At 49.4% G+C, this 18,764-nt stretch carries 14 protein-coding genes; 2 read left to right on the top strand and 12 right to left on the bottom strand.

Annotated elements, in window-relative coordinates; translation table 11 throughout:
- Window positions 1–7: 7 nt before the first annotated feature.
- The 7 genes from ACYQ2N_RS20560 to cls all read right to left on the bottom strand — a co-directional run bounded on the left by ACYQ2N_RS20560 (window position 8) and on the right by cls (window position 13,505).
- Complete coding sequence (locus ACYQ2N_RS20560) at window positions 8–658, bottom strand: TetR/AcrR family transcriptional regulator (RefSeq protein WP_460001293.1); 651 nt, start codon at window positions 656–658, stop codon at window positions 8–10.
- 601 nt (window positions 659–1,259) lie between these two features.
- Window positions 1,260–2,420: a THUMP domain-containing class I SAM-dependent RNA methyltransferase gene (locus tag ACYQ2N_RS20555; RefSeq protein WP_460001292.1), complete on the bottom strand. Its 1,161-nt coding sequence runs from the start codon at window positions 2,418–2,420 to the stop codon at window positions 1,260–1,262.
- 4 nt (window positions 2,421–2,424) lie between these two features.
- Window positions 2,425–3,273 (bottom strand): dTDP-4-dehydrorhamnose reductase, encoded by an 849-nt coding sequence (rfbD, locus tag ACYQ2N_RS20550; protein WP_460001291.1) that lies wholly within the window; start codon window positions 3,271–3,273, stop codon window positions 2,425–2,427.
- Between the two features lie 19 nt (window positions 3,274–3,292).
- Window positions 3,293–7,489, bottom strand: a complete 4,197-nt coding sequence (locus ACYQ2N_RS20545; protein ID WP_460001290.1) for a UvrD-helicase domain-containing protein — start codon at window positions 7,487–7,489, stop codon at window positions 3,293–3,295.
- The gene (gene addB, locus ACYQ2N_RS20540; protein ID WP_460001289.1) at window positions 7,482–11,000 is read right to left on the bottom strand and encodes a helicase-exonuclease AddAB subunit AddB; all 3,519 of its coding nucleotides are present in this window, start codon (window positions 10,998–11,000) and stop codon (window positions 7,482–7,484) included. Before addB ends, ACYQ2N_RS20545 begins: the two co-directional genes overlap by 8 nt.
- A gap of 85 nt (window positions 11,001–11,085) precedes the next feature.
- Window positions 11,086–11,937, bottom strand: coding sequence for a YitT family protein (locus tag ACYQ2N_RS20535; RefSeq protein ID WP_460001288.1), 852 nt, complete (start codon window positions 11,935–11,937; stop codon window positions 11,086–11,088).
- A 125-nt stretch (window positions 11,938–12,062) separates the two neighbouring features.
- Window positions 12,063–13,505 carry a cardiolipin synthase gene (cls, locus tag ACYQ2N_RS20530; protein WP_460001287.1) on the bottom strand — a complete coding sequence of 481 codons (1,443 nt, stop codon included), beginning with the start codon at window positions 13,503–13,505 and terminating at the stop codon, window positions 12,063–12,065.
- Window positions 13,506–13,701: 196 nt separating this feature from the next.
- Here cls and ACYQ2N_RS20525 point away from each other — a divergent pair, with 196 nt between their 5' ends.
- Window positions 13,702–14,076, top strand: a complete 375-nt coding sequence (locus tag ACYQ2N_RS20525) for a TM2 domain-containing protein (RefSeq protein WP_460001286.1) — start codon at window positions 13,702–13,704, stop codon at window positions 14,074–14,076.
- 34 nt (window positions 14,077–14,110) lie between these two features.
- Here ACYQ2N_RS20525 and ACYQ2N_RS20520 read toward each other — a convergent pair whose 3' ends face one another.
- The 5 genes from ACYQ2N_RS20520 to ACYQ2N_RS20500 form a co-directional block, all read right to left on the bottom strand.
- On the bottom strand, window positions 14,111–14,284 hold the full coding sequence (locus ACYQ2N_RS20520) for a DUF1540 domain-containing protein (RefSeq protein WP_460001285.1): 174 nt from the start codon (window positions 14,282–14,284) through the stop codon (window positions 14,111–14,113).
- A 109-nt stretch (window positions 14,285–14,393) separates the two neighbouring features.
- The gene (locus ACYQ2N_RS20515; protein WP_460001284.1) at window positions 14,394–15,248 is read right to left on the bottom strand and encodes a flavodoxin family protein; all 855 of its coding nucleotides are present in this window, start codon (window positions 15,246–15,248) and stop codon (window positions 14,394–14,396) included.
- Window positions 15,249–15,282: 34 nt separating this feature from the next.
- Complete coding sequence (locus ACYQ2N_RS20510) at window positions 15,283–16,182, bottom strand: EamA family transporter (RefSeq protein ID WP_460001283.1); 900 nt, start codon at window positions 16,180–16,182, stop codon at window positions 15,283–15,285.
- Between the two features lie 92 nt (window positions 16,183–16,274).
- Complete coding sequence (locus tag ACYQ2N_RS20505; RefSeq protein WP_460001282.1) at window positions 16,275–16,898, bottom strand: LysE/ArgO family amino acid transporter; 624 nt, start codon at window positions 16,896–16,898, stop codon at window positions 16,275–16,277.
- Window positions 16,899–17,008: 110 nt separating this feature from the next.
- Window positions 17,009–17,323, bottom strand: a complete 315-nt coding sequence (locus ACYQ2N_RS20500) for a heavy metal-binding domain-containing protein (RefSeq protein WP_460001281.1) — start codon at window positions 17,321–17,323, stop codon at window positions 17,009–17,011.
- A 435-nt stretch (window positions 17,324–17,758) separates the two neighbouring features.
- Between ACYQ2N_RS20500 and ACYQ2N_RS20495 the strand changes: the two genes are divergently transcribed.
- Entirely contained in the window at window positions 17,759–18,757 is a 999-nt protein-coding gene (locus ACYQ2N_RS20495; RefSeq protein ID WP_460001280.1) for a TAXI family TRAP transporter solute-binding subunit, read from the top strand.
- Window positions 18,758–18,764: the final 7 nt, after the last annotated feature.

Genomic DNA, 18,764 nt, shown 5'->3' with positions numbered 1-18,764 from the left:
TATGGATTTAGTCTCTCGTACAATTACCGCATAACCCATACAAAAATACATCTAGTATTTCCTGCAGTGCCTTAACTCTGGTCTGAGTTGAGTGCCCCGCACCTTCTTGGCGTTGCGGGATGGGCCTTCGCCCGCTATTATGCCAGAACGGCTTGAGCGAATTTATCAGCATAATCATTGCGTTTGCCAGATCCTTGTCTGTAAGCGTCTCAAACTCCTGTTGGATTTCGCCCGTCTCTCGCGCTTTGTGGATGATTTGCTCAAGAAGTTCCAAATAACGCTCATAGGTCTGGCGGCGCAAACTCCTACCCGCATTATCCAAGGCAGAGTTATCCCTGGCACTAAAAATCTCCCACCAGATTTCCCGGTGATAGCTCATAAAATCCAATTGGAGCAAACCGACTTGCGCAAGTTTCGCGCGCAAGGGCAATTCCTCTGTCGGCAAATTTGACATCCCTTTTTCTAATTCCGACCAACTTTGCAGCAAAATCTGGCGCAAAAGCTCATCTTTGTTATTAACATAATTATAAATCGTACCCACAGCGATCCCTGCCCGCGCAGCCACTGAGCGCATTGACGAGCCGCAAAACCCTTTTTCCCGCAACTCTGATTTTGCTGCCTCTAAAATGCGCCTTTCTAAGATACCCTCTTCGGCCATCCTCTTGAACCCCTCATCCTTTCAAATATCTGAAAACCAGCCCTACTAACATGAACTTATGTTCAGTTCAGTTAAATTTAACTCTGATTGTACCCTGTGTCAATATCAGGGAAGAGCGAGCAATCAAATTAGTGTACGATAACACAGAAGCGCCCCCGCCGGGGACGCCTCTGTTAGAATCTGTGATTTCTAGCTTAGAAGATTACACCAAGGGCAATCAGGATTAAAATAGCGATCGCGATAATGCCGACACCGACATAACCGCCGAAAGCACCGTACCCACCATAACCGTACATCATAATCCTCCTTCCGAATTCCCATTCATAAACCTATCACACGCTTACAGCCTGCAGAACTAGAACACGATTCCCATGGCGATGAGCAAGAGGATAATAACTACAACTACTGCAATCCCAGGCAGGAAATTTGGCCCACAACCGTCAACTGCTCCACCGAATGCCATCTGTCATCCCTCCGTGTTTTTCCATTAATTGGTTGATTTTCCTGATATACTCTATGTACTTGGATTCACGGAGGTTACTAGGATCAAGAAGTTTCATTTTTTTACGAATCTGGTGTCACGTCCGAATAAACTCCAACCTCAACTCCTGTAATCACTCCGACCTTCGAGCTTCCTGGGTGGTCGTGGCCCGAAAAACTGGTAATAATGGCACTCAAGCCTGCCGTTATAGAGTTTTCTGCTTTTATCCCAGCGCCGTCCGATTAGGCGCTCCGGATGGGGATGGGTTGTAAGCATGTGCAGAGACCAGTTCTCAAGGCGCTGAAAAACCTCTCCCAATTCTTGATAGACCTGCTCCACTTCCTCCTGTTCACTAAGGCGCTCGCCATAAGGAGGATTAGTGATCAAGTGGCCGTACTGGAAACGGGAGCGCGCTTCAGCCACCGGCAATTTTTGATAATGGATTGTCCCCTCAAGCCCTGCTTCCTTGGTATGGATGCGGGCCAATTCCAAGGATTTGGGGTCAATGTCAGAACCGTAGATGTGCACAGGAATCGATCTCTGCCAAAGGTCGCGCGCTTCCTCCCGCGCCTGTTCCCAAATCTTTGGTTTAATATTCGTCCACTGCTCGGCAATAAAAGTCCGCTGCAAACCAGGAGCGCGGTTTTGTGCCAGGAGCGCCGCTTCAATCAAAATTGTGCCCGTGCCGCAAAAAGGGTCTAATAAAGCATACTCCGGTCTCCAACCGCTCAAAGCGACCATAGCTGCCGCCAGAGTTTCTTTTAACGGAGCAGGGCCAGCCAGTTCGCGATACCCGCGTTTATGCAGACCGGGCCCGGAAGTATCAATGGTAAGAGTAACAACATCTTTTAAGAGAGCCACTTCGATCTGGTACTGCGCTCCGCTTTCCGGAAACCAGTTAAACCCATATGTTTCTTTCAATCGTTCCACAATGGCCTTTTTAACAATAGCCTGGCAGTCAGACACACTAAAAAGCTTAGATTTCACTGATTTGCCCTTAACCGGAAAAAGGGCATCAGGCGGAAGCCACTCCTCCCACGGCAGGGCTTTTGTCTGTTGGAACAACTCTTCAAAGGTTCGGGCCTCAAAGCTGCCTAGCTTGAGCAGCACCCTGTCAGCACTGCGCAGCCAGATATTTGTGCGGCAGATTGCCGCTTCATTGCCGGAGAAATTGACCTTGCCGTTCTCCACTGTCACCTGGTCATAACCTAAAGATTTTAATTCGCGGGCAACCACTGCTTCCAAGCCAAAAGCAGCAGTGGCAATCAGTTCCAATTTCATAGGCTTACCACCTTTTACTCATTGTCATAAACCGGCGCAGACTTTCCTGCCACGGCGGCATAATATCCAGACCGCTTAAGCGCAAGCGGTAATTGTCCAGGACCGAATAGCCGGGACGCGGTGCCGGTCGTCCTGCTTCAGCCGTACTCTGGGGCAGAACTTCCGCCTGCAATCCCGCTAATTTAATAATATCACGGGCAAATTCATGCCAGGTGCACTCCCCTCGGCCTGACACATGATAAGTTCCATAAAGCCCGCTTTGCACCAAAAGATAAAGCTGACGGGCCAAGTCTTCGGTCCAGGTGGGGGTGCCTATCTGATCTGACACCACCTTCAGGACTTCATGCTCTGAAGCTAAGCGCAGGATCGTGCGGACAAAGTTAGACCCATGCTCACCATAGAGCCACGAAGTCCGGCAAATATAATGCCTGGGCAGGATTTCCCGTATCATCTTCTCCCCCGCCAGTTTCGTGCGGCCATAGACATTAAGCGGTATGGGGGAATCGTCTTCACGGTACATCTTGGTACTTTTGCCGTCAAATACATAGTCTGTACTTACATATACCATGGCAGCCCCGCTGGCGAGGGCTGCCGCTGCTATATTACGCGCCCCGAGAGCATTCTGGGTATAAGCTAAATCCTCTTGGCTCTCACAGGCATCTACCTGAGTGTACGCAGCTGCGTGGATAATAAGTTCTGGCTTAATCTCTATTATCTTCTTCCGGGCTCCGGCTGCATCAGCAATATCTAAGTCTTCCCGGCCCCAGGCCAAAACTTCAGCATCCTCAGCCGCGAAAACCCGGGCCACATCCCGACCGAGTTGCCCATTTGCGCCGGTAATTACAACTTTCATGTGAATGCTTCCCTCCTAGCTAGTGCCTCAAGAATCCCTTATGCGCGTTCAGCAGAATCCCCAAATCCTCTAGTTGCCCCATCAGCTCTTCCGGCTTCAGCTTGAGCTCCAGGCCTGGGGCCAGGGCATAAATCGTACACTGTGTAACTTTCTGCTTCAGCAGAGTTTCCGCGGCTACAGCATAAATCCCTAATTGCAGGGAATAGCGCTTAAGCAGAGTTGTCTGCGGGTCCTCGCGCTCCGGGTTAATCTTATCTGTTTTATAATCAAGCACTTCCACCCCGTTTTGGCTGAGTAGAAGAGTATCAATTACCCCCTGTACCAGCACGGGCTGCTCAAGACCAGGCAATTTAAGGCTTAAAGTAAAAGGAACCTCCCGTAATACTTTATCTTCACTCAAGAGACGTGCCCCCACAGGGGATTGCAGCATAGCCAGAAGGCGTGCCCCAGGTACAGCCGCTCTCTGTTCCGGAGTAAGAACTTCACGTTGTTCCAACAAAGCGAGAAAGTGGGTGAGCCATTGCTCCCGCTCGGCGAATGACCAAGCGGCCCATGACCACTTAAGTTCCTTCAACGGAAGCTGTTGCATCACAATGTGCAGGGCTGTACCTTTTTCCGCCGCGCTCAGTTCTCTCGTACCTGGCTGGAGGAAATGCGGCCTCACCGCCGTAAAACCTTCGGACTTTGCCCACCCGTCTGCCCATGGGGTTGATGCTGTTTCCTCATCACCGTACCAGCGCAGGCGGCGCTTAAGTTCACTCACACTAGTCTTGCCAATCTGCCGAACTTCAGCCGTGAAGGGATATTCCCAGTTGAGCCTGCTTTCGATTTCCCTTACCCAATCTTCTTGCTCTTCATTTTCTTCCACATCCTGCCCCTCGGATTTATCTATATCTAATACTATATCTTCATCTAAGCCTAACTCTACATCATCTCTTGTGCTCATCCGTATACCTTCATCAGCACCTTGCTTCGCACCCTTACCTAGGCTTTCTTCGTTACTTTGCACTCCCTCAATTCCGTCCCACCCCCCCTCAAGATAAGCCGGACTACCGTTAACATTAATTTTCCAGTGCGAGTTATGGGGAAACGGAGTTTGATTCTGCCGAGCCAGTGCCGGACCAATCCAATCAAGAAAACAGCGTGCGCTACGGAGCTGAGCATCCGCAAAACTTTCCTCTGTGTTGGAAGCGAGTTCTTGCCATTTCTCCATTTTCTCACTCAGTTTTTTTAAACTTCCGTATAAAAGAAGTTTTTCCTTAGCCCTGGTCAAGGCAACGTAAAGAATGCGCATCTCTTCGGCCACACCCTCTTGCGCCAAGGCCTGCTTAATCCCCTGCTGGATAATTGAAGGGTACTCGACATTATTGTCCACATCAATAACCGGTGCGCCTACACCGAGTTCAGAGTGCATCAAGAGCCTGCCGCTTAAAGATCGCTTATTAAACGCACTTCCCAGTCCGACCACAAACACCACCGGAAATTCCAACCCCTTGCTGGCGTGGACTGTCAGCAGGCGCACCACGTCCTCGTTTTCCCCAAGCACGCGGGCACTGCCCATATCTTTCCCCTGTTCCCGGAACTTCTCCAGAAACCTGAGAAACCGAAAGAGCCCGCGGTAATGTGTCCCCTCAAAACGACAGGCACGGTCATAGAGAACACGCAGGTTGGCCTGGCGTTGGGGGCCGCCCGGGAGTGTGCCGACATACGCCAGATACCCGGTCTCTTCATAGAGCAGGGACAGAAGTTCAGCTAAAGAATGACGGCGGGCGAAAGTCCGCCACTTTTGCAAGTTCTGCCAGAAAGAAGTAAGCTTTGCGCTTAAGTCAGAAGACAAGGCTGCGGCAGCATCTTTCCCACTATCGCCGGTGGTATCCTGATCTTTGCCAGATACCTCCGTCATACTTGCTTGTGCCGGTGCCCCCACTGCCAGAGCTAGGGCATCATAAAATTCCCCCTGCGGCAGGACTAGGCGCAGCTTGCCCAGCTCGGCCCCGTTAAGCCCAACCAACGGGGAACGCAAAACCGCTGCCAGCGGAATATCCTGGCGCGGATTATCAATCACCTTAAGCAGGGAAATAATCGTCTCCACTTCGCTAAAACCAAAATACCCGCTCTTAGTATCAGCAAAGACCGGAACCTGCATATTTTGCAGTTCTTCGGCATAGAGAGGAGCCAGCGCCGAATACGAACGCATGAGGATCACAATATCTGCATAGCGCACCGGTCGAAAAGTGCTAACTTTTTTATCAAAAACCTGGAATTCTCCGTCCTCCACCATCTTCTTAATACGCAGCCCCACAAAACGGGCTTCGTGGCGCGCGGCTTCAAGCTCCTCGCGGGTTCCTTCTTCCAGTTCATCTCGGGCTGCCTCATTTCCTACGAGCACCTCACCGGTGATCTCATCCCCGGTGAACTGAGCCGCGGCAGCTTCAATCGACCCAATTCCTTCATTTCCAGTCCCGGACACCCCACCCTCAGACTCTCCTTCACTTACAGTAAGCGTTACTTCCTTGGGATCGAACAGATGCACTTCCACCGGACCCTCAGCTGTAAGCAGACCTTCCCTGCTGCTAACATAGGATGCTCCGTACTGCAAGGCCGCCTTATCATCATAAGCAATCTCGGCTGAGCCTGCAGTCATGAACTGGCGAAAGAGAAAGTTCACTCCTTCCACCACCTCCAGGCGGCTGCGGAAATTGCGGGCCAAATCAATCACAAGGTTCGAGCGTTCCGGCAATTCCTCGCCTGCACTCGCGCCCCCTATTTTCGAGGCGCTCGCACTCTCCCTCGCTGTTTTACTTTGCCAATGAGGCCACAGCATGTATTTTTCCAAGAACAAGCCGGGGTCGGCCATGCGAAAACGGTAGATACTCTGTTTCACATCCCCCACCATAAAACAAGAACCTTCGGGAAAGCCGGAGACAAGCTGCAGGATGCGTTCCTGTACGGGATTAATGTCCTGATATTCATCGACCAGAACCTCGCCAAAACGTTCCTGCAGGCTTAAGGCCAGGGGACCGGCTTCATTATCTTGTTCCAACAGACTTAAAGCCATATGCTCTAAATCGTTAAAGTCAACAAGGTTTCTCCTCTTCTTAAGTCGCGAATATTCTCCGGCAAAGTTCAGTACGAGCTTGGCTAAATCCTCAACTAAATCTCCCGTCCGGCGTAAAGCAGGGATTTGCTCCGCCAACGGCCAGGCAAATAACTCCTCTTTCAACTTATTAAAGATCCCTTTACCTTCATCCCTTAATTTACGCGCCTGTTCGCGCAGCCGCACCGGATCATCCGGGCTTAAGGGAGCGCTCTCTTCCTTACCTTGCTTGCTTCCTTTGCCGCGGGCGGCAGGCAAGCGACCGAATTCCACGCTTGCAACCGCCTCCTCGACTACGCTCCAGTTCCCAGAAGTAAGCTCCCGCGCCAGCACATACAAACTTCTAAGTTCATCTTCCAGTACCGTCAGGTATTGCACAGGCCCGGCAGGTTTGTGCGCAATCGCGGCAGCGCGTGCGAGCAAATCACACACAGCACTTACCCGGTCTGCCAACCCCTGGCGTACAGCTTTACCCCAAGGGCTCTGGGCAAGCTCCTCTGCCTCATGCCAGCGATAAGCGGCGGCAAGACCCTGTAGCCATGCTTGCGGACGGGCATGGCTAAAAGCAAAAATATATAACTTAAGAACTTGCTCCATGAGCGGACGGTCATCCCGGTCCGAGCCAAAAGCTTCCACAAGGCGGTGAAAGCTCGGTTCTCCCTGCTCATACAAGGAGTCAAACATATCTTCAATTACATCCTGACGTAAAAGCTCAACTTCAGCTTCATCAGCAATGCGGAAAGCGGGGTCAAGTTCAAGCCGGTAAAAATGCTGGCGCGCCAGTTCGAGACAGAAAGAGTGCAAAGTCGTAATATTTGCGCGCGCAAGCAGATGAAGCTGACGTAGAAGACGCTCAGCCCGTACCTTGTCATGTTCCAGCCAGAGCGCATCCTCCAACGCCTTCCCAACCCGCTCACGCATCTCTGCCGCCGCCGCTTTGGTAAAAGTCACAACTAACAGGCGGTCAAGCTCAAGGGGATCTGCAGCATCCATGATCCTTCTGAGCACGCGTTCAACCAAGACCGCGGTTTTTCCTGAACCGGCAGCCGCCGCCACCAGCAAATTCCCCCGTAAAGTTATCGCCGCCAGCTGTTCTTTGGTCCACTCTGTCTTACCCATTCTCTGGTTCTCCTCCTTCCGCCTGCGCCTTACTAATCTCCATCATGGAATGCATAACATCTTCGGTCGCTAGAGGCGGCAATACCCGGTACCTGTTCTCAGGCAGGAACGGGTCAAAATGGCAAACAGGTTTGTAAGAACAGTATTGACACCCGTTTCTTTTTCCTTGACGGTAAGGAGCAAGAGCAATATCCCCTTCTAAGATCTGCTCTCCATACTGCTTTAAGATGCGGTAAAGATGAACGCGCAAAGCTTGGAACTCTTCTAAAGACAAGACCTTGCTGTTTTTACGGAAACTGCCGTCATTGTTGAGCTTAAGGCCGAGTAAATCTGATTTCCCGTCTGCCAAAGCCTTGTCCATCGCTTGTAAAACTGAAGGATTAGCCAAAAAATACCCGGCAACTTTAACAGACTTCAACCGCTTCTCCTCTAATTGACTCTCGCCAAGCGGACGTAACTCATGCAAGCGAGGCTCAAGCACTGGAAAATAGATAAACCCGGCTGGCACAGCCTCCCCGTCTTCTACACCCGCCATTCCCGGCAGGAAAAGCTCACTCCCCTGAAGTGCTACATCCAGGTAAGCCAAAAGCTGCAGATCAAGGCCATAATAAACATCACTTAAAGAAAATGTCGATTCCCTCGACTTGTAATCGATAATGCGCATATAAACTTGTCCTTCTAAGACTGCCGCATCAATACGGTCAATCTGCCCCTGCAATACAAGGCTGTCTCCGTCTGCCAAAGGCAAATCAACTCCAGGCAAGGTAGACCCGGGGCCAAACCGCACCTCCAGCTCAATCGGAACAAACACCCCGGAGCGCGCATGCTCAGAGAGAACCCTTACTGCGTGCAATACTGTCCGCTGCAGCTTATGCGTAAGATAGCGATAGCGCGCACTGCTGGAGAGTATGTTATGAGGAAGCTCAGCAGCAACCACCGGAGTCAGTTCTGCGAGTAAAGCCTGCGACTGTTCCTTCGTGAGTGCCGCCCAATCCAACTGTTGCAGGCGTACCTTCTCCGCGAACTTATACAACAAGCCATGAAAAAATTTACCCATATCCGGACGCGAGAGTTGAAAAACTTCGCGTTCGCGTAAACGCAGTGCATAATCGGCATAATGAGAAAACGGACATTGGGCAAATCTCTCCAAGCGGGAAACGCTGGCTAAAAGCCGACGGCCGTAGAGACGGCGGGCCAAGGGACGCGACAGCTTCTCTTCCCGGTTGGTGGCAGCTGCCCCTGTAAGCAGAAGCTTAGCCTGTCCGGCCGTTCCAGGACTCTGGGTTAACCATTTTTCTGCTGCCCGCCACAACGGAGTTAGGCCTTCCCCGCTGCGCAGCTTGCGCAGTTGCAGGGCATATAGAGGGAGGAGAGGAAGCGGATGGCTTACCACCTCAAGACCGTCTTCCTGCCCCCATATCTCCTCCTTTATACCAGGCAAGAGTGATTTTAGGCGGGCAATAACCGGAGATGGAGCAAGCCCTTTCCCTTCCTCATCTGTTAGAGGGTAAGTTAGATAAAGAAACTCCCGCGCCCGCGTCAAAGCGGTATAAATAAAATACTGCTCCTCATGAATTTGGGATCCGGGTGACAGAGCCAGACCATTCTCCCCCAGTTTGTCCCTGTCCTCGGCGTTCAAAAGACCATTAAACTGCCCCCGGGCAGGCAGTACCCCTTCACTCGCACCTAAAATAAAAAGCACTCTTACTTCCGGATTACGCGAACGGTCGAGAGATCCGATCAAGACCTGATCAAGGCCTGGGGGAATCAACCCCAGATGCAGGCTTTCAAGCCCGGAAGAAAGCACAAAGGCATACTCTTCCAAAGCAAGCTCTTCATCCCCCAGACCTGCTGTCATCTCATCCAGCAAGTCCACAACCGCCTGCCAGATTTGTTCCTGCAGGCCCGCCCCGGCCAAGTCTCCCTCCGCTGTTGCCTGTTCAGTCCAGCTCTTTAAATGTTCAGGAACCCCGAGTTTTTCAAGTAAAAAATAGAGCGCTTCTGTTACTTCCCTGACCTTCGCCAGTTTGCCATCTGGGCGGGGGGCTACTGCCGCGACAAACGGTTCCAAAATAGCATAAACCAGCCTGCGGCTCGCATTTAGTGCTTTTTCCTCTTCTTTAAGTTGGGTCATCCCTTCTTTAAACTCGCGCCGGGGGCTCACTTGCCAGTCTTTGTCCGCAGGCCAAGCCCGCCCGTCGATCCCCGCACTTAGGCAATAATTTTCCAAACGGTCCACTTGATCGCGCTCAAGTGGAAAAAAATCTGTCTTCAAGCAGCGGAACAAGGGCTCATAAGCCCAATTAGATGCCGCCGCTTCCAGAGCGGAGAGCAAAAGCTCAATTAAAGGATGATGGATAACCGGACGTTTATAATCGAGAAAGTGAGGAATTTCATAAAGTCTAAAAACTTGAGCGATCAGTTCGACATACTCAGACAAATCGCGGCTAAGTATAGCCATCTCTTGCCAGCGCAACCCTTGAACTCGGGCTAATTTGCGCATCTCCCGCGCGATCCCCTCCACTTCAGCACGGGGGTTGGGGGCGGCCGCGATGTGCACAGGGATTGCCTGTTCACCCTCAGCCCGGTGAGGCTGACTCGGATACACGAAGAAAAACCGCTCCAAATAGGAAAATATCTCCTCTTGCTTGAATCTATGGCCTTCGGTTAATAACACCGGCGGCAACAAGGCGGGAGCTGGAGATGGAGCAGAAGCAGAAGTAGAAGTAGAAGTAGAAGTAGAAGCTAAGCGCCTAAGTTCCTGGTAAGTCTGCCAAGGGCCGTAAAAAACCCCTTCACCCACATCTCCTTCCGTGAGTGCAGGATCGAGCGGAATGGTTACTGTCACATCTGCGGCTAAACCCAGCAGTTCTTCCACAATCTTAAGTTCTTGCGGAGTAAACCCTTTGAAGCCATCAATCCAAATCTTTGCTCCATGCAAAGATAAAGCTGCCGGGAGCTTGTCAGCTGCCAGGGACAAGTCATCATCAGGGTCGCGCACATTGGCCAAGACCTGTTCAAATTCTGCGTACAGAAAAGCCAGATCCCCAAGTTTATCTGCCAAGGTTTGATCTGCTACAGACAATTCCTCTAAATCACGGGGAGAAATGCGGTAAGCTTTAAACTCGGAAATCGTCCGGGCCAAGCTTTCCGCCATACCAGGGCGAGTTGCGGACCGGGCAAAGGTTCGCAATTCCTCTCTGTGCCTCAGGAGAATCCGGCTCAGAAGCATGCGTTTAGCAGTTTCTCCGATGCGTACTTTTTGTCCGCCGCCGGTTTCGGACAGTATTCTCCAACTTAAACGCTTAAAACTCAAGATCTGAGCGCGCATGATGCCACCCAGATCCGGAGTGTTGGCTAAAGCCACTTCCATCTGATACGTGGCTTGTTCCGGCACAAGTAAGATAAGAGGAGCTCCAAGCGGTTGTTCCCTGAGTTCCGCGCGGATTTCTTCCAGGCAGAATGTACTTTTCCCACTTCCCGCCCGCCCTAATACTAAGCGCAAGCTCACGAATCCTTCCTCCTCTTTGTACTCTTTCTCTCTTTCTCTCTTTCTCTCTTTCTCAATAGAATTCTACTCTATCTATTCATTGCGTCTATTCATTACGCACAAAGCCGCGCCCTAAGACCTCACTGGCATTTTGCACAATCATAAATGCCTCCGGGTCAACCTCCCGCACTACTTGTTTCAGGCGTCCCACCTCCGGCAGGCTTACGACGCACATAATAATTTCTTTTTGACTGTCTGAGTAAGCACCCTGTCCGTGGAGGAAGGTCGCCCCGCGTTTAATGTCAATCAAGATGCGCTCAGCTACTTCTTCAGCTTTGCCTGAAACGATCATGACAGCCTTGGCCGGAATCCCACTAATAACCGCATCGATGGTGCGGCTGTAAGTAAACATATATACCAGAGTGTAGAGAACAGTCTTAGGTCCGAGTATAGCCCAGGCAGCCAAAATGATAAACACATTAAAGAACAGGGAAGTCGTACCCATGCCCCAGCCAAATTTCCTTTGAATTACTTTAGCCACGATATCCGTACCGCCGAGGCTGCCGCCAAAACGGAACACAATCCCGCCGCCAATCCCGCCGACCACTCCTCCGTAAAGCGCAGCTAATAACACATCATCAATAGGAAGCGGTTTAATCCCTTTGAACAGATCAAGAAAAAGAACAAATGTAGCCAGTCCTAGCAAGGTCTTGACGATAAAGCGCTTGCTTACTTCCCGCCAACCCAGAACAAAGAGGGGAATGTTAAGGATTAAAGTCATTACCCCAATCGGCCAGCCTAAAGTGTAATAAAGCAGGAGGGCTATACCGCCTATACCTCCGCCCGCCAGCCCGGCGTGCACAATAAAAGCCTGGATACTATATGCGGATATTATTGCTCCTAAGACGATCCCCAGCAGCCAGCCAAGAAAACGCAGCCCCCTTATCCAAGACTTCAACCTTTTCTCTCCTTTGCACAAACTTGAAAACATACGCTTCTTGACGCATTTGCAGACAGCAATCGCGCCCATATGTTTTAGCAACGATCAAACTAATTATAGAATGCCTGAGTGTAAACAACAAGTTATAACAATGGTGCCACGAGCCGAGCATGTGCCTCAAGCAATCTCGTTCGCAGTCCTCTCTCCCTGAATTCATCAAGTTCCACTTGTTCAGATTCACTCAGATCATTTTCAAACTCCCTTTCCAGCTTGTTCACGAGCTTGCTGTCATAGATGGCAGCCGTAACTTCCAAATCCAGTTCAAAACTGCGGATGTCAAAGTTTGCTGAGCCCACGAAAGCCATGAAACCATCCACGGTGACAATTTTGGCATGTAATATCCCTTTTTGATACTGATAGATTTCCACTCCTGCTTCAAGCAATTCCTGAAAATAAGACCGTGAGGCCCAATAGACAATCCGATGATCTGGGACTCCCTGCACCAATACTTTAACTTCGAGACCGCTTAAAGCTGCTGTTTGGAGCATAGTTAGCATGCTTTCATCCGGTACCAAGTAAGGAGTGGTAATGTAAATTTTCTTGGTGGCACCTGCCAGGGCCGCAAATAACACTTGCTTGAATGCATACCATTTGGAATCAGGACCGCTGGCTATAATTTGCGTAAGCTGGTTCCCACTTGGCCCAGGCGTAGGATAATATTCCTCTCCGCCTACTTCCCGCTTAGTGCAGAAAATCCAGTCATTAAGAAATGTAGTCTGTAAGACATGCACTGCCTCGCCCTTTATTCTTAAATGCGTATCGCGCCAAAACCCATAGCGCGGATCACGGCTTAAATACTCATCCCCAACGTTCATCCCGCCGAGAAAGCCCGTCTTCCCGTCAATGACCACGATCTTACGGTGATTGCGATAATTAACCCTGCTTCCTATATACGGAAAACGAATCGGGAAAAACACCCCGACTTCTATCCCCTCTTCTTTTAAGGACTTAAGAAAGGAAGTCGGCAAGCCTTTGCTGCCCACCCCATCCAGCAACAAACGTACCTGTACCCCTTCCCGGCTCTTTCTGCTTAATAGGTCCTGAATTTCCCGCCCTATCTTATCATCCCGGAAAATATAATACTCCGCGTGGATGTGATGAGATGCTCCCTCCAGCTCTTCCCTGAGCGCCCGAAATTTTTCCCGGCCATTAGTCAAGAGTATCGTTTCATTATTGATGGTCAAGTGAGATGAAGCATTTGCAAGGATAAGCCTAGTTAATTTTTTCTGATAATCCTGGTTTTCCCCTAGCATTACATGCTGTGTTTGCAGCTTACTCTTTTGCTTGTCTGCGATCTGTTTGATCTTTTTTCCCTGGGCGTGTTTATGGGGGAAAAGCCTTCCCCTGCGCGCTTGCAGGCCCATAAGTAAATAAAGGATAAAACCGGCAACAGGAAGCGCTCCCAGCACTGTCAGCCACTGGCGCGTTTTCTCTGGGTACCGGTTTTCCAGTAGAATCAAGCTCTCGGCAATTATCAACTGCAAACTAAACAGTATTAATACTCCTAAACCCGCTATTCCCCACACAACCTGTGCTCGCCACCTCACAGAAAAACGTCTTATTACGATATCAGCCCATATTATTATGCCGACATTGCCCAAAAGTGTTTCATTGTAGTTCTAGGAAGATAATGGAATACATAAACCTTATACTAGACGAACATCCGGTAAATTGCTCGCTCAAAGTATTACACAGGATTAAGCGATGAACAGGAGGCAGAGCGTGACTAAACGGCTCACCGCAAAAAAATGCCCGATGTGCGGACACACGGTTTACCTAACCGCTGAGATATGTCCAGATTGCGGAGCACACCAAAATCCGCTGCGCTCAGCGCCTTCCGGCGTAAGTGGGCGGCGCTTAAAGGCCATCTTCCTAGCTTTCTTTCTCGGCTCTCTTGGCCTACATAAATTCTATCTCGGGCGAACTGCCCAGGGGCTACTTTATCTTGTATTTTGTTGGACCTTAATTCCAGCAATCGCCGGAATAATTGAAAGCCTAAATTACCTTAGCTTAAGCGATGAGGCCTTCGAATCGAAATACGGTTTGTTCAGTTCCAAATCAACCAATGTAAACAAAACATATAATGCCCATCACTGAACAAAGCCCTCCACTAAAGGAGGGCTTTGGCGCGTTACATCTTAGGAGCAAAGGTTGCGCAGTCTGTCGTGTCACTGTCAGAAGCGTTCGGTGGTTGAACCTCGATAGATTCAGCATGGCAGTGATTTGAATGCCAGTAATTGCAGGAATTGACTACACACTTAACTCGGCTGATAGGGTCGTTCGATCTATTCACTCTTCCAGACATTTTGTTGCCTCCTTTCGCAATCTGACATTAGAGTGCGCACTTTGAGAAAACTTTATAACTACTCTTTAATAAAAAAAGCTTATTTTTATTTCAAGACCAGAATTTCGCATTATGCATCTTTGGAATCACGTATAGGCAAAACCCAAGTGTATTCGCCATTATAACGGTCCCTGAGCACTGCCAGTTCTTTGCGTCTTTTTATATATTCCGCAACCTTGCCCGGAAGCCATTCCCGAAAATGATATTTATGGTTTTCATACTCAAACCTGTTCCCGGGTTTATCCATTTTCCATAGTATTCCGTCCGGACCGAACACAAGATGGGCTTCCTGTCCACAGAAGGGACAGACCGCGCGGTTGGGCTCGGGGAACTTCCAAATTTCCGACCAACAAGTCGGGCACTCCCCTTGCCTATGGGTGCGGCCCTGTCCAAACAAGGCCTGGCCCATCTGTCGTACCCGTTTGATGTTTTCTTCTTGCTCCAGCACTTCCCCAGGCAAGGCACCAACAAACATATTAGCATCTTTGACATCCAGCCCCAGCAAGCGGCTCAACTGCACCAGACCGGATAACGTATACCCTTCCCAGCCCTCGATTCCGGCTGTGCCTATGACTACACTGGGTTTGCCCCAGAAATCATCAGCCAGCTGCGCCAGGGCTAAAACCCGGTCAGCCCACAGCTTGACCGCAGCGGACGGGCCGAGGGCATAGCAAGGAGCAGACAAGATTATCCCATCTGCTTCTTTAATTTTGTCTGCTAAAAAATACAAGTCATCCTTAAGCGGGCACAGCTTGCCCGGAGTCAGGCAGGTGTAACAACCACGGCAAGTTTCCAGCTTCAAATCAGGCAGCCGTATTAACTCAAGCTCATGCTCCACTCCACTGGCAGCGGCCGCTTCTTTGACCAAGATCTCACCGTTGGCCAGCTTGCGTTGGGAACCAATTATCCCCAAGATCTTTTTCATTTTTCTCCCCCCTCTTTAAGTGTGTCAGGCTGGTTCAGCCAGCTTTCTTTTGTTGTTTCTTGGTAGTCTGAATCAGGAGCACCGCCACCAGAACCAGGGCGCTTCCGAATACCTGAACCACATTAAGGATCTCGCCCAAGATAATAAAAGCACTCACTGCCCCGACTACCGGTTCCAAGGAACTGATTAAATTCGCCTGAAAAGGCCCGAGCTTCTTAATCCCTTTGAAATACAAACCAAAAGGTAACACCGTGGCAAATACCGCAATATAAAGAAACTGCAGCCAGGCAGTCAAATCGTAACGTATAAACAATATCCAAGGAGCCTGATACAAGAACCAGGCGAGCGAGGCAAATCCCATGCCCCAGTTCAAAACTGCCCACGGGGAATATTTCCTTAATCCATACTGGGCGTAAACCGTATAAAAGGCCCAAGACAGTGCGGCCCCTAACCCCATGGCGAGTCCAGGCAGACTTATTCCCAGACCTGTTCCCTGCCCGCGTACAATCAAATATCCGCCACCGAGTGCAGCTGATAAAGCGATAATCTTGGACCAAGAAAAACGCTCGGTCCTGGTCATAAACCCATAAATAAGGACAAGGGCTGGTGCCAGGTACTCCAGAAAAATAGCAGTTGCGACATTGGTAAGACTAATGGCCATTAAGTAAGTAAGCTGAACCGCACCCAGCCCGACTATCCCGAAGATAGCAAAATACCCGAGATCCGCTTTTGCAAGCGTAAGCTGTTTACGGTTAAAAACAGCGAGAATCAGAGTAATGAGCGCAAACGAAAGCAGGGCGCGTGCCTGAGCTAAATCATATGGAGACATTTCGTTGTTAAAGAGATATTTGGCAAAGGTGCCTGACGTTCCCCATAAGAAGGCAGCTAACGCTACCTGGAGCACGCCGACCCAGCCCCGAGCTGTGTTTGACATCATTACCCCACTTTACCTATTTGAGTTATTCTATAGAAATAAATGTTTTTTGAAAAAACATATTACTTCTACATCATTCTATGAAATAAAGGTTACTTGAAAGTATATATAAGGTAACCCAAATAAACAGCTGATAACCACATAATCACTGCTGAAACCCTGTTAATAACCCTCACACTGTTTTTGAAAGCCATGCGTCCAGCCCAATGCCCCATGATGGATAGTATAAAAAACCATAACCACGAAACAGAGGCACAGGCTGCCACAAAGGCTAACCTTTCGGCCAAAGTTGAGTAAACAGACGCGCTCCCACCAATCACGGCTAGAGTATCAATTAAGGCATGAGGATTAAACAGGGACACAGATAGAGTAAATGTAATTTGACGGCGCGGCGGCCAGGCCGTCTCCGTAAGGCCGCTAGTAGCAGCACCATGGTCCCGCCAGCTCGTTAAGCCCATATACAGCAAAAAGATGATTCCAAGCGCGCCGATAGTATAACGGAACCACGTTATCTGAAAGGCCGCAGCCGAAACCCCCAGCACTCCTAAACTTATGAGCAAGGTATCAGCAAGCCCGGCAGTGATAAAGGTGGGTAATAAATTTACCCACCTTTTATGTACTACACCCTGAAAAAGAATAAACCCATTTTGCATTCCTATGGGAATAATGAGCCCAATAGCCAAGATAAAGCCATGAATTGCTGCTGCTAAAACCACGGTAACCCTCCGAACCAGCTGTCAGATCTAAAATCTAAATTCAACATCACAAATCACAGATATATTCTTAAAATATTCTACTTTCATATGGTTTATCCTGCTTAGGTTAATTACTTCACTGTCACCGCGGTCCCGGAGGCGCTTACCATCAACATGCTTTGCCCGACAACTTCATAGTCGAGGTCTATCCCAACAACTGCATTCCCTCCGAGTCTTAAAGCCTGTTGCTCTAATTCCTGCAAAGCAATATTGCGGGCATCATGTAATTTCTCTTCGTAAGCCCCGGAGCGCCCGCCGATGATATCCGTAATACTGGCGAACAAGTCGCGCACAATATTCGCGCCCATAATAGCCTCTCCAGTTACAATTCCGTGGTAAGTAATGATCTCACGTCCTTCAATATTAGGAGTGGTAGTCAAAATCATTCTATATTCCTCCTTTTTTAGCTTTTTATATCGTATACCAAAATCTTACTGAAGGCAAGAACGCCATTTCTCTTTTTAGAACTTTAGTTGATGATCCTATTCCTTTATCGACCATAAATCAGGCAACGTTTAGCACGAATCAGTAAATTTACAAACAGCTGCTATTTCAAAAATTTCAGATAATGAACTACCGTTCACGGCATTAATTCAACCATTCACCCACGCAATTACACCACTTAACCCCTAGGTTATGACACCTGTCTCATAGTTCCGTTATAATAACCGTATCTATAGAAGGAATGAGGTTCCTTTTTCCGGAACACGGAAGGAACGCGAACGCAAGCGAAAAGGAGGGTAGAAATAGTTTACCGAAAATTTACTTTATTCTAAAACGCAGAATAGGTGGAATTAACGAAAGAAGGAGTGAGTAGTTTAATGAAAAAAGTCATTGCCCTTATCTTATCCGCTTTCCTCACCCTTACCCTGGCAGGCTGCGGTGGCAGTAGCACGCAAACCGGTGGGGACTCAGGCAAGGTAGAAAAAATCAATATCGGAACCGGTACAACCTCAGGCGCTTATTATCCGATTGGGAATGCCCTGGCCAAGATCTGGACTGACAAGGTAACCGGTGTCCGTGCTTCAGCGCAGGCAACTGAGGCGAGTGCCAAGAACATAACCCTCCTCCAGCAAAAAGAATCGGAAATCGGCTTTACCATGGCTAATGTGGCTTTTTCGGCTTATGAAGGGAAAGACACCTTCGAGGGCCGTGCGTATAAAGACTTGCGTGGTCTGAGCCAGCTTTATCCCAATGTGACTCAGATTGTAGTGCGCAAGGACTCAGAAATTAACTCTATCAAGGACCTTAAAGGCAAGCGCTTCGTACCAGGTGCCACCGGCAGCGGAACCCTTTTTAACTCCAAAGAAGTGCTCGGAATTTATGGCCTTAACTTCTGGGATAAAGACGCCAAGAACGTAAATCCGGACTATGTCGGCTTTACGGAAGCAGCAGAGTTAATCAAGAACAACCAGGCAGATGCTGCTAACTTCTCCGGTGCCATGCCTTTAGCAGCCATCATGGACATGGCGAACTCGATCAATGTTAAAGTGCTCTCCCTCGAACCTGATATGATCAAGGAAATTATTAAACAATACCCGTTCTATTATGAATACACGATCCCGGCCGGAACCTATAAAGGACAAGACCAAGATGTCAAAACTGTTGCCCTGGCTAACCTACTTGTAACCCGGGCCGACCTCAGTGAAGAAATGGTGTACAAACTCACCAAAGGGATGTATGAAAACCTTCCTGACCTTGTAGCAGCACATTCAACTGCCAAATTCATCACGAAAGAAAACGGCCCACAAGGAATGGGGACAATCCCCTTACATCCGGGAGCAGCTAAATACTTCAAAGAAGTTGGGGTACTCAAGTAAGGAAGGT

This window comes from Paradesulfitobacterium aromaticivorans (assembly GCF_054657415.1).
The sequence above is the reverse complement of the archived record's forward strand: the minus strand, read 5'-3'. Positions and strand labels throughout refer to the sequence as shown.

What these genes read in the sequence shown, in the direction of transcription:
- ACYQ2N_RS20560 (WP_460001293.1), bottom strand. Translation starts at nt 658, where the DNA reads ATGGCCGAAGAGGGTATCTTAGAAAGGCGCATTTTAGAGGCAGCAAAA.
- ACYQ2N_RS20555 (WP_460001292.1), bottom strand. Translation starts at nt 2,420, where the DNA reads ATGAAATTGGAACTGATTGCCACTGCTGCTTTTGGCTTGGAAGCAGTG.
- rfbD (WP_460001291.1), bottom strand. Translation starts at nt 3,273, where the DNA reads ATGAAAGTTGTAATTACCGGCGCAAATGGGCAACTCGGTCGGGATGTG.
- ACYQ2N_RS20545 (WP_460001290.1), bottom strand. Translation starts at nt 7,489, where the DNA reads ATGGGTAAGACAGAGTGGACCAAAGAACAGCTGGCGGCGATAACTTTA.
- ACYQ2N_RS20520 (WP_460001285.1), bottom strand. Translation starts at nt 14,284, where the DNA reads ATGTCTGGAAGAGTGAATAGATCGAACGACCCTATCAGCCGAGTTAAG.
- ACYQ2N_RS20515 (WP_460001284.1), bottom strand. Translation starts at nt 15,248, where the DNA reads ATGAAAAAGATCTTGGGGATAATTGGTTCCCAACGCAAGCTGGCCAAC.
- ACYQ2N_RS20510 (WP_460001283.1), bottom strand. Translation starts at nt 16,182, where the DNA reads ATGTCAAACACAGCTCGGGGCTGGGTCGGCGTGCTCCAGGTAGCGTTA.
- ACYQ2N_RS20500 (WP_460001281.1), bottom strand. Translation starts at nt 17,323, where the DNA reads ATGATTTTGACTACCACTCCTAATATTGAAGGACGTGAGATCATTACT.
- ACYQ2N_RS20495 (WP_460001280.1), top strand. Translation starts at nt 17,759, where the DNA reads ATGAAAAAAGTCATTGCCCTTATCTTATCCGCTTTCCTCACCCTTACC.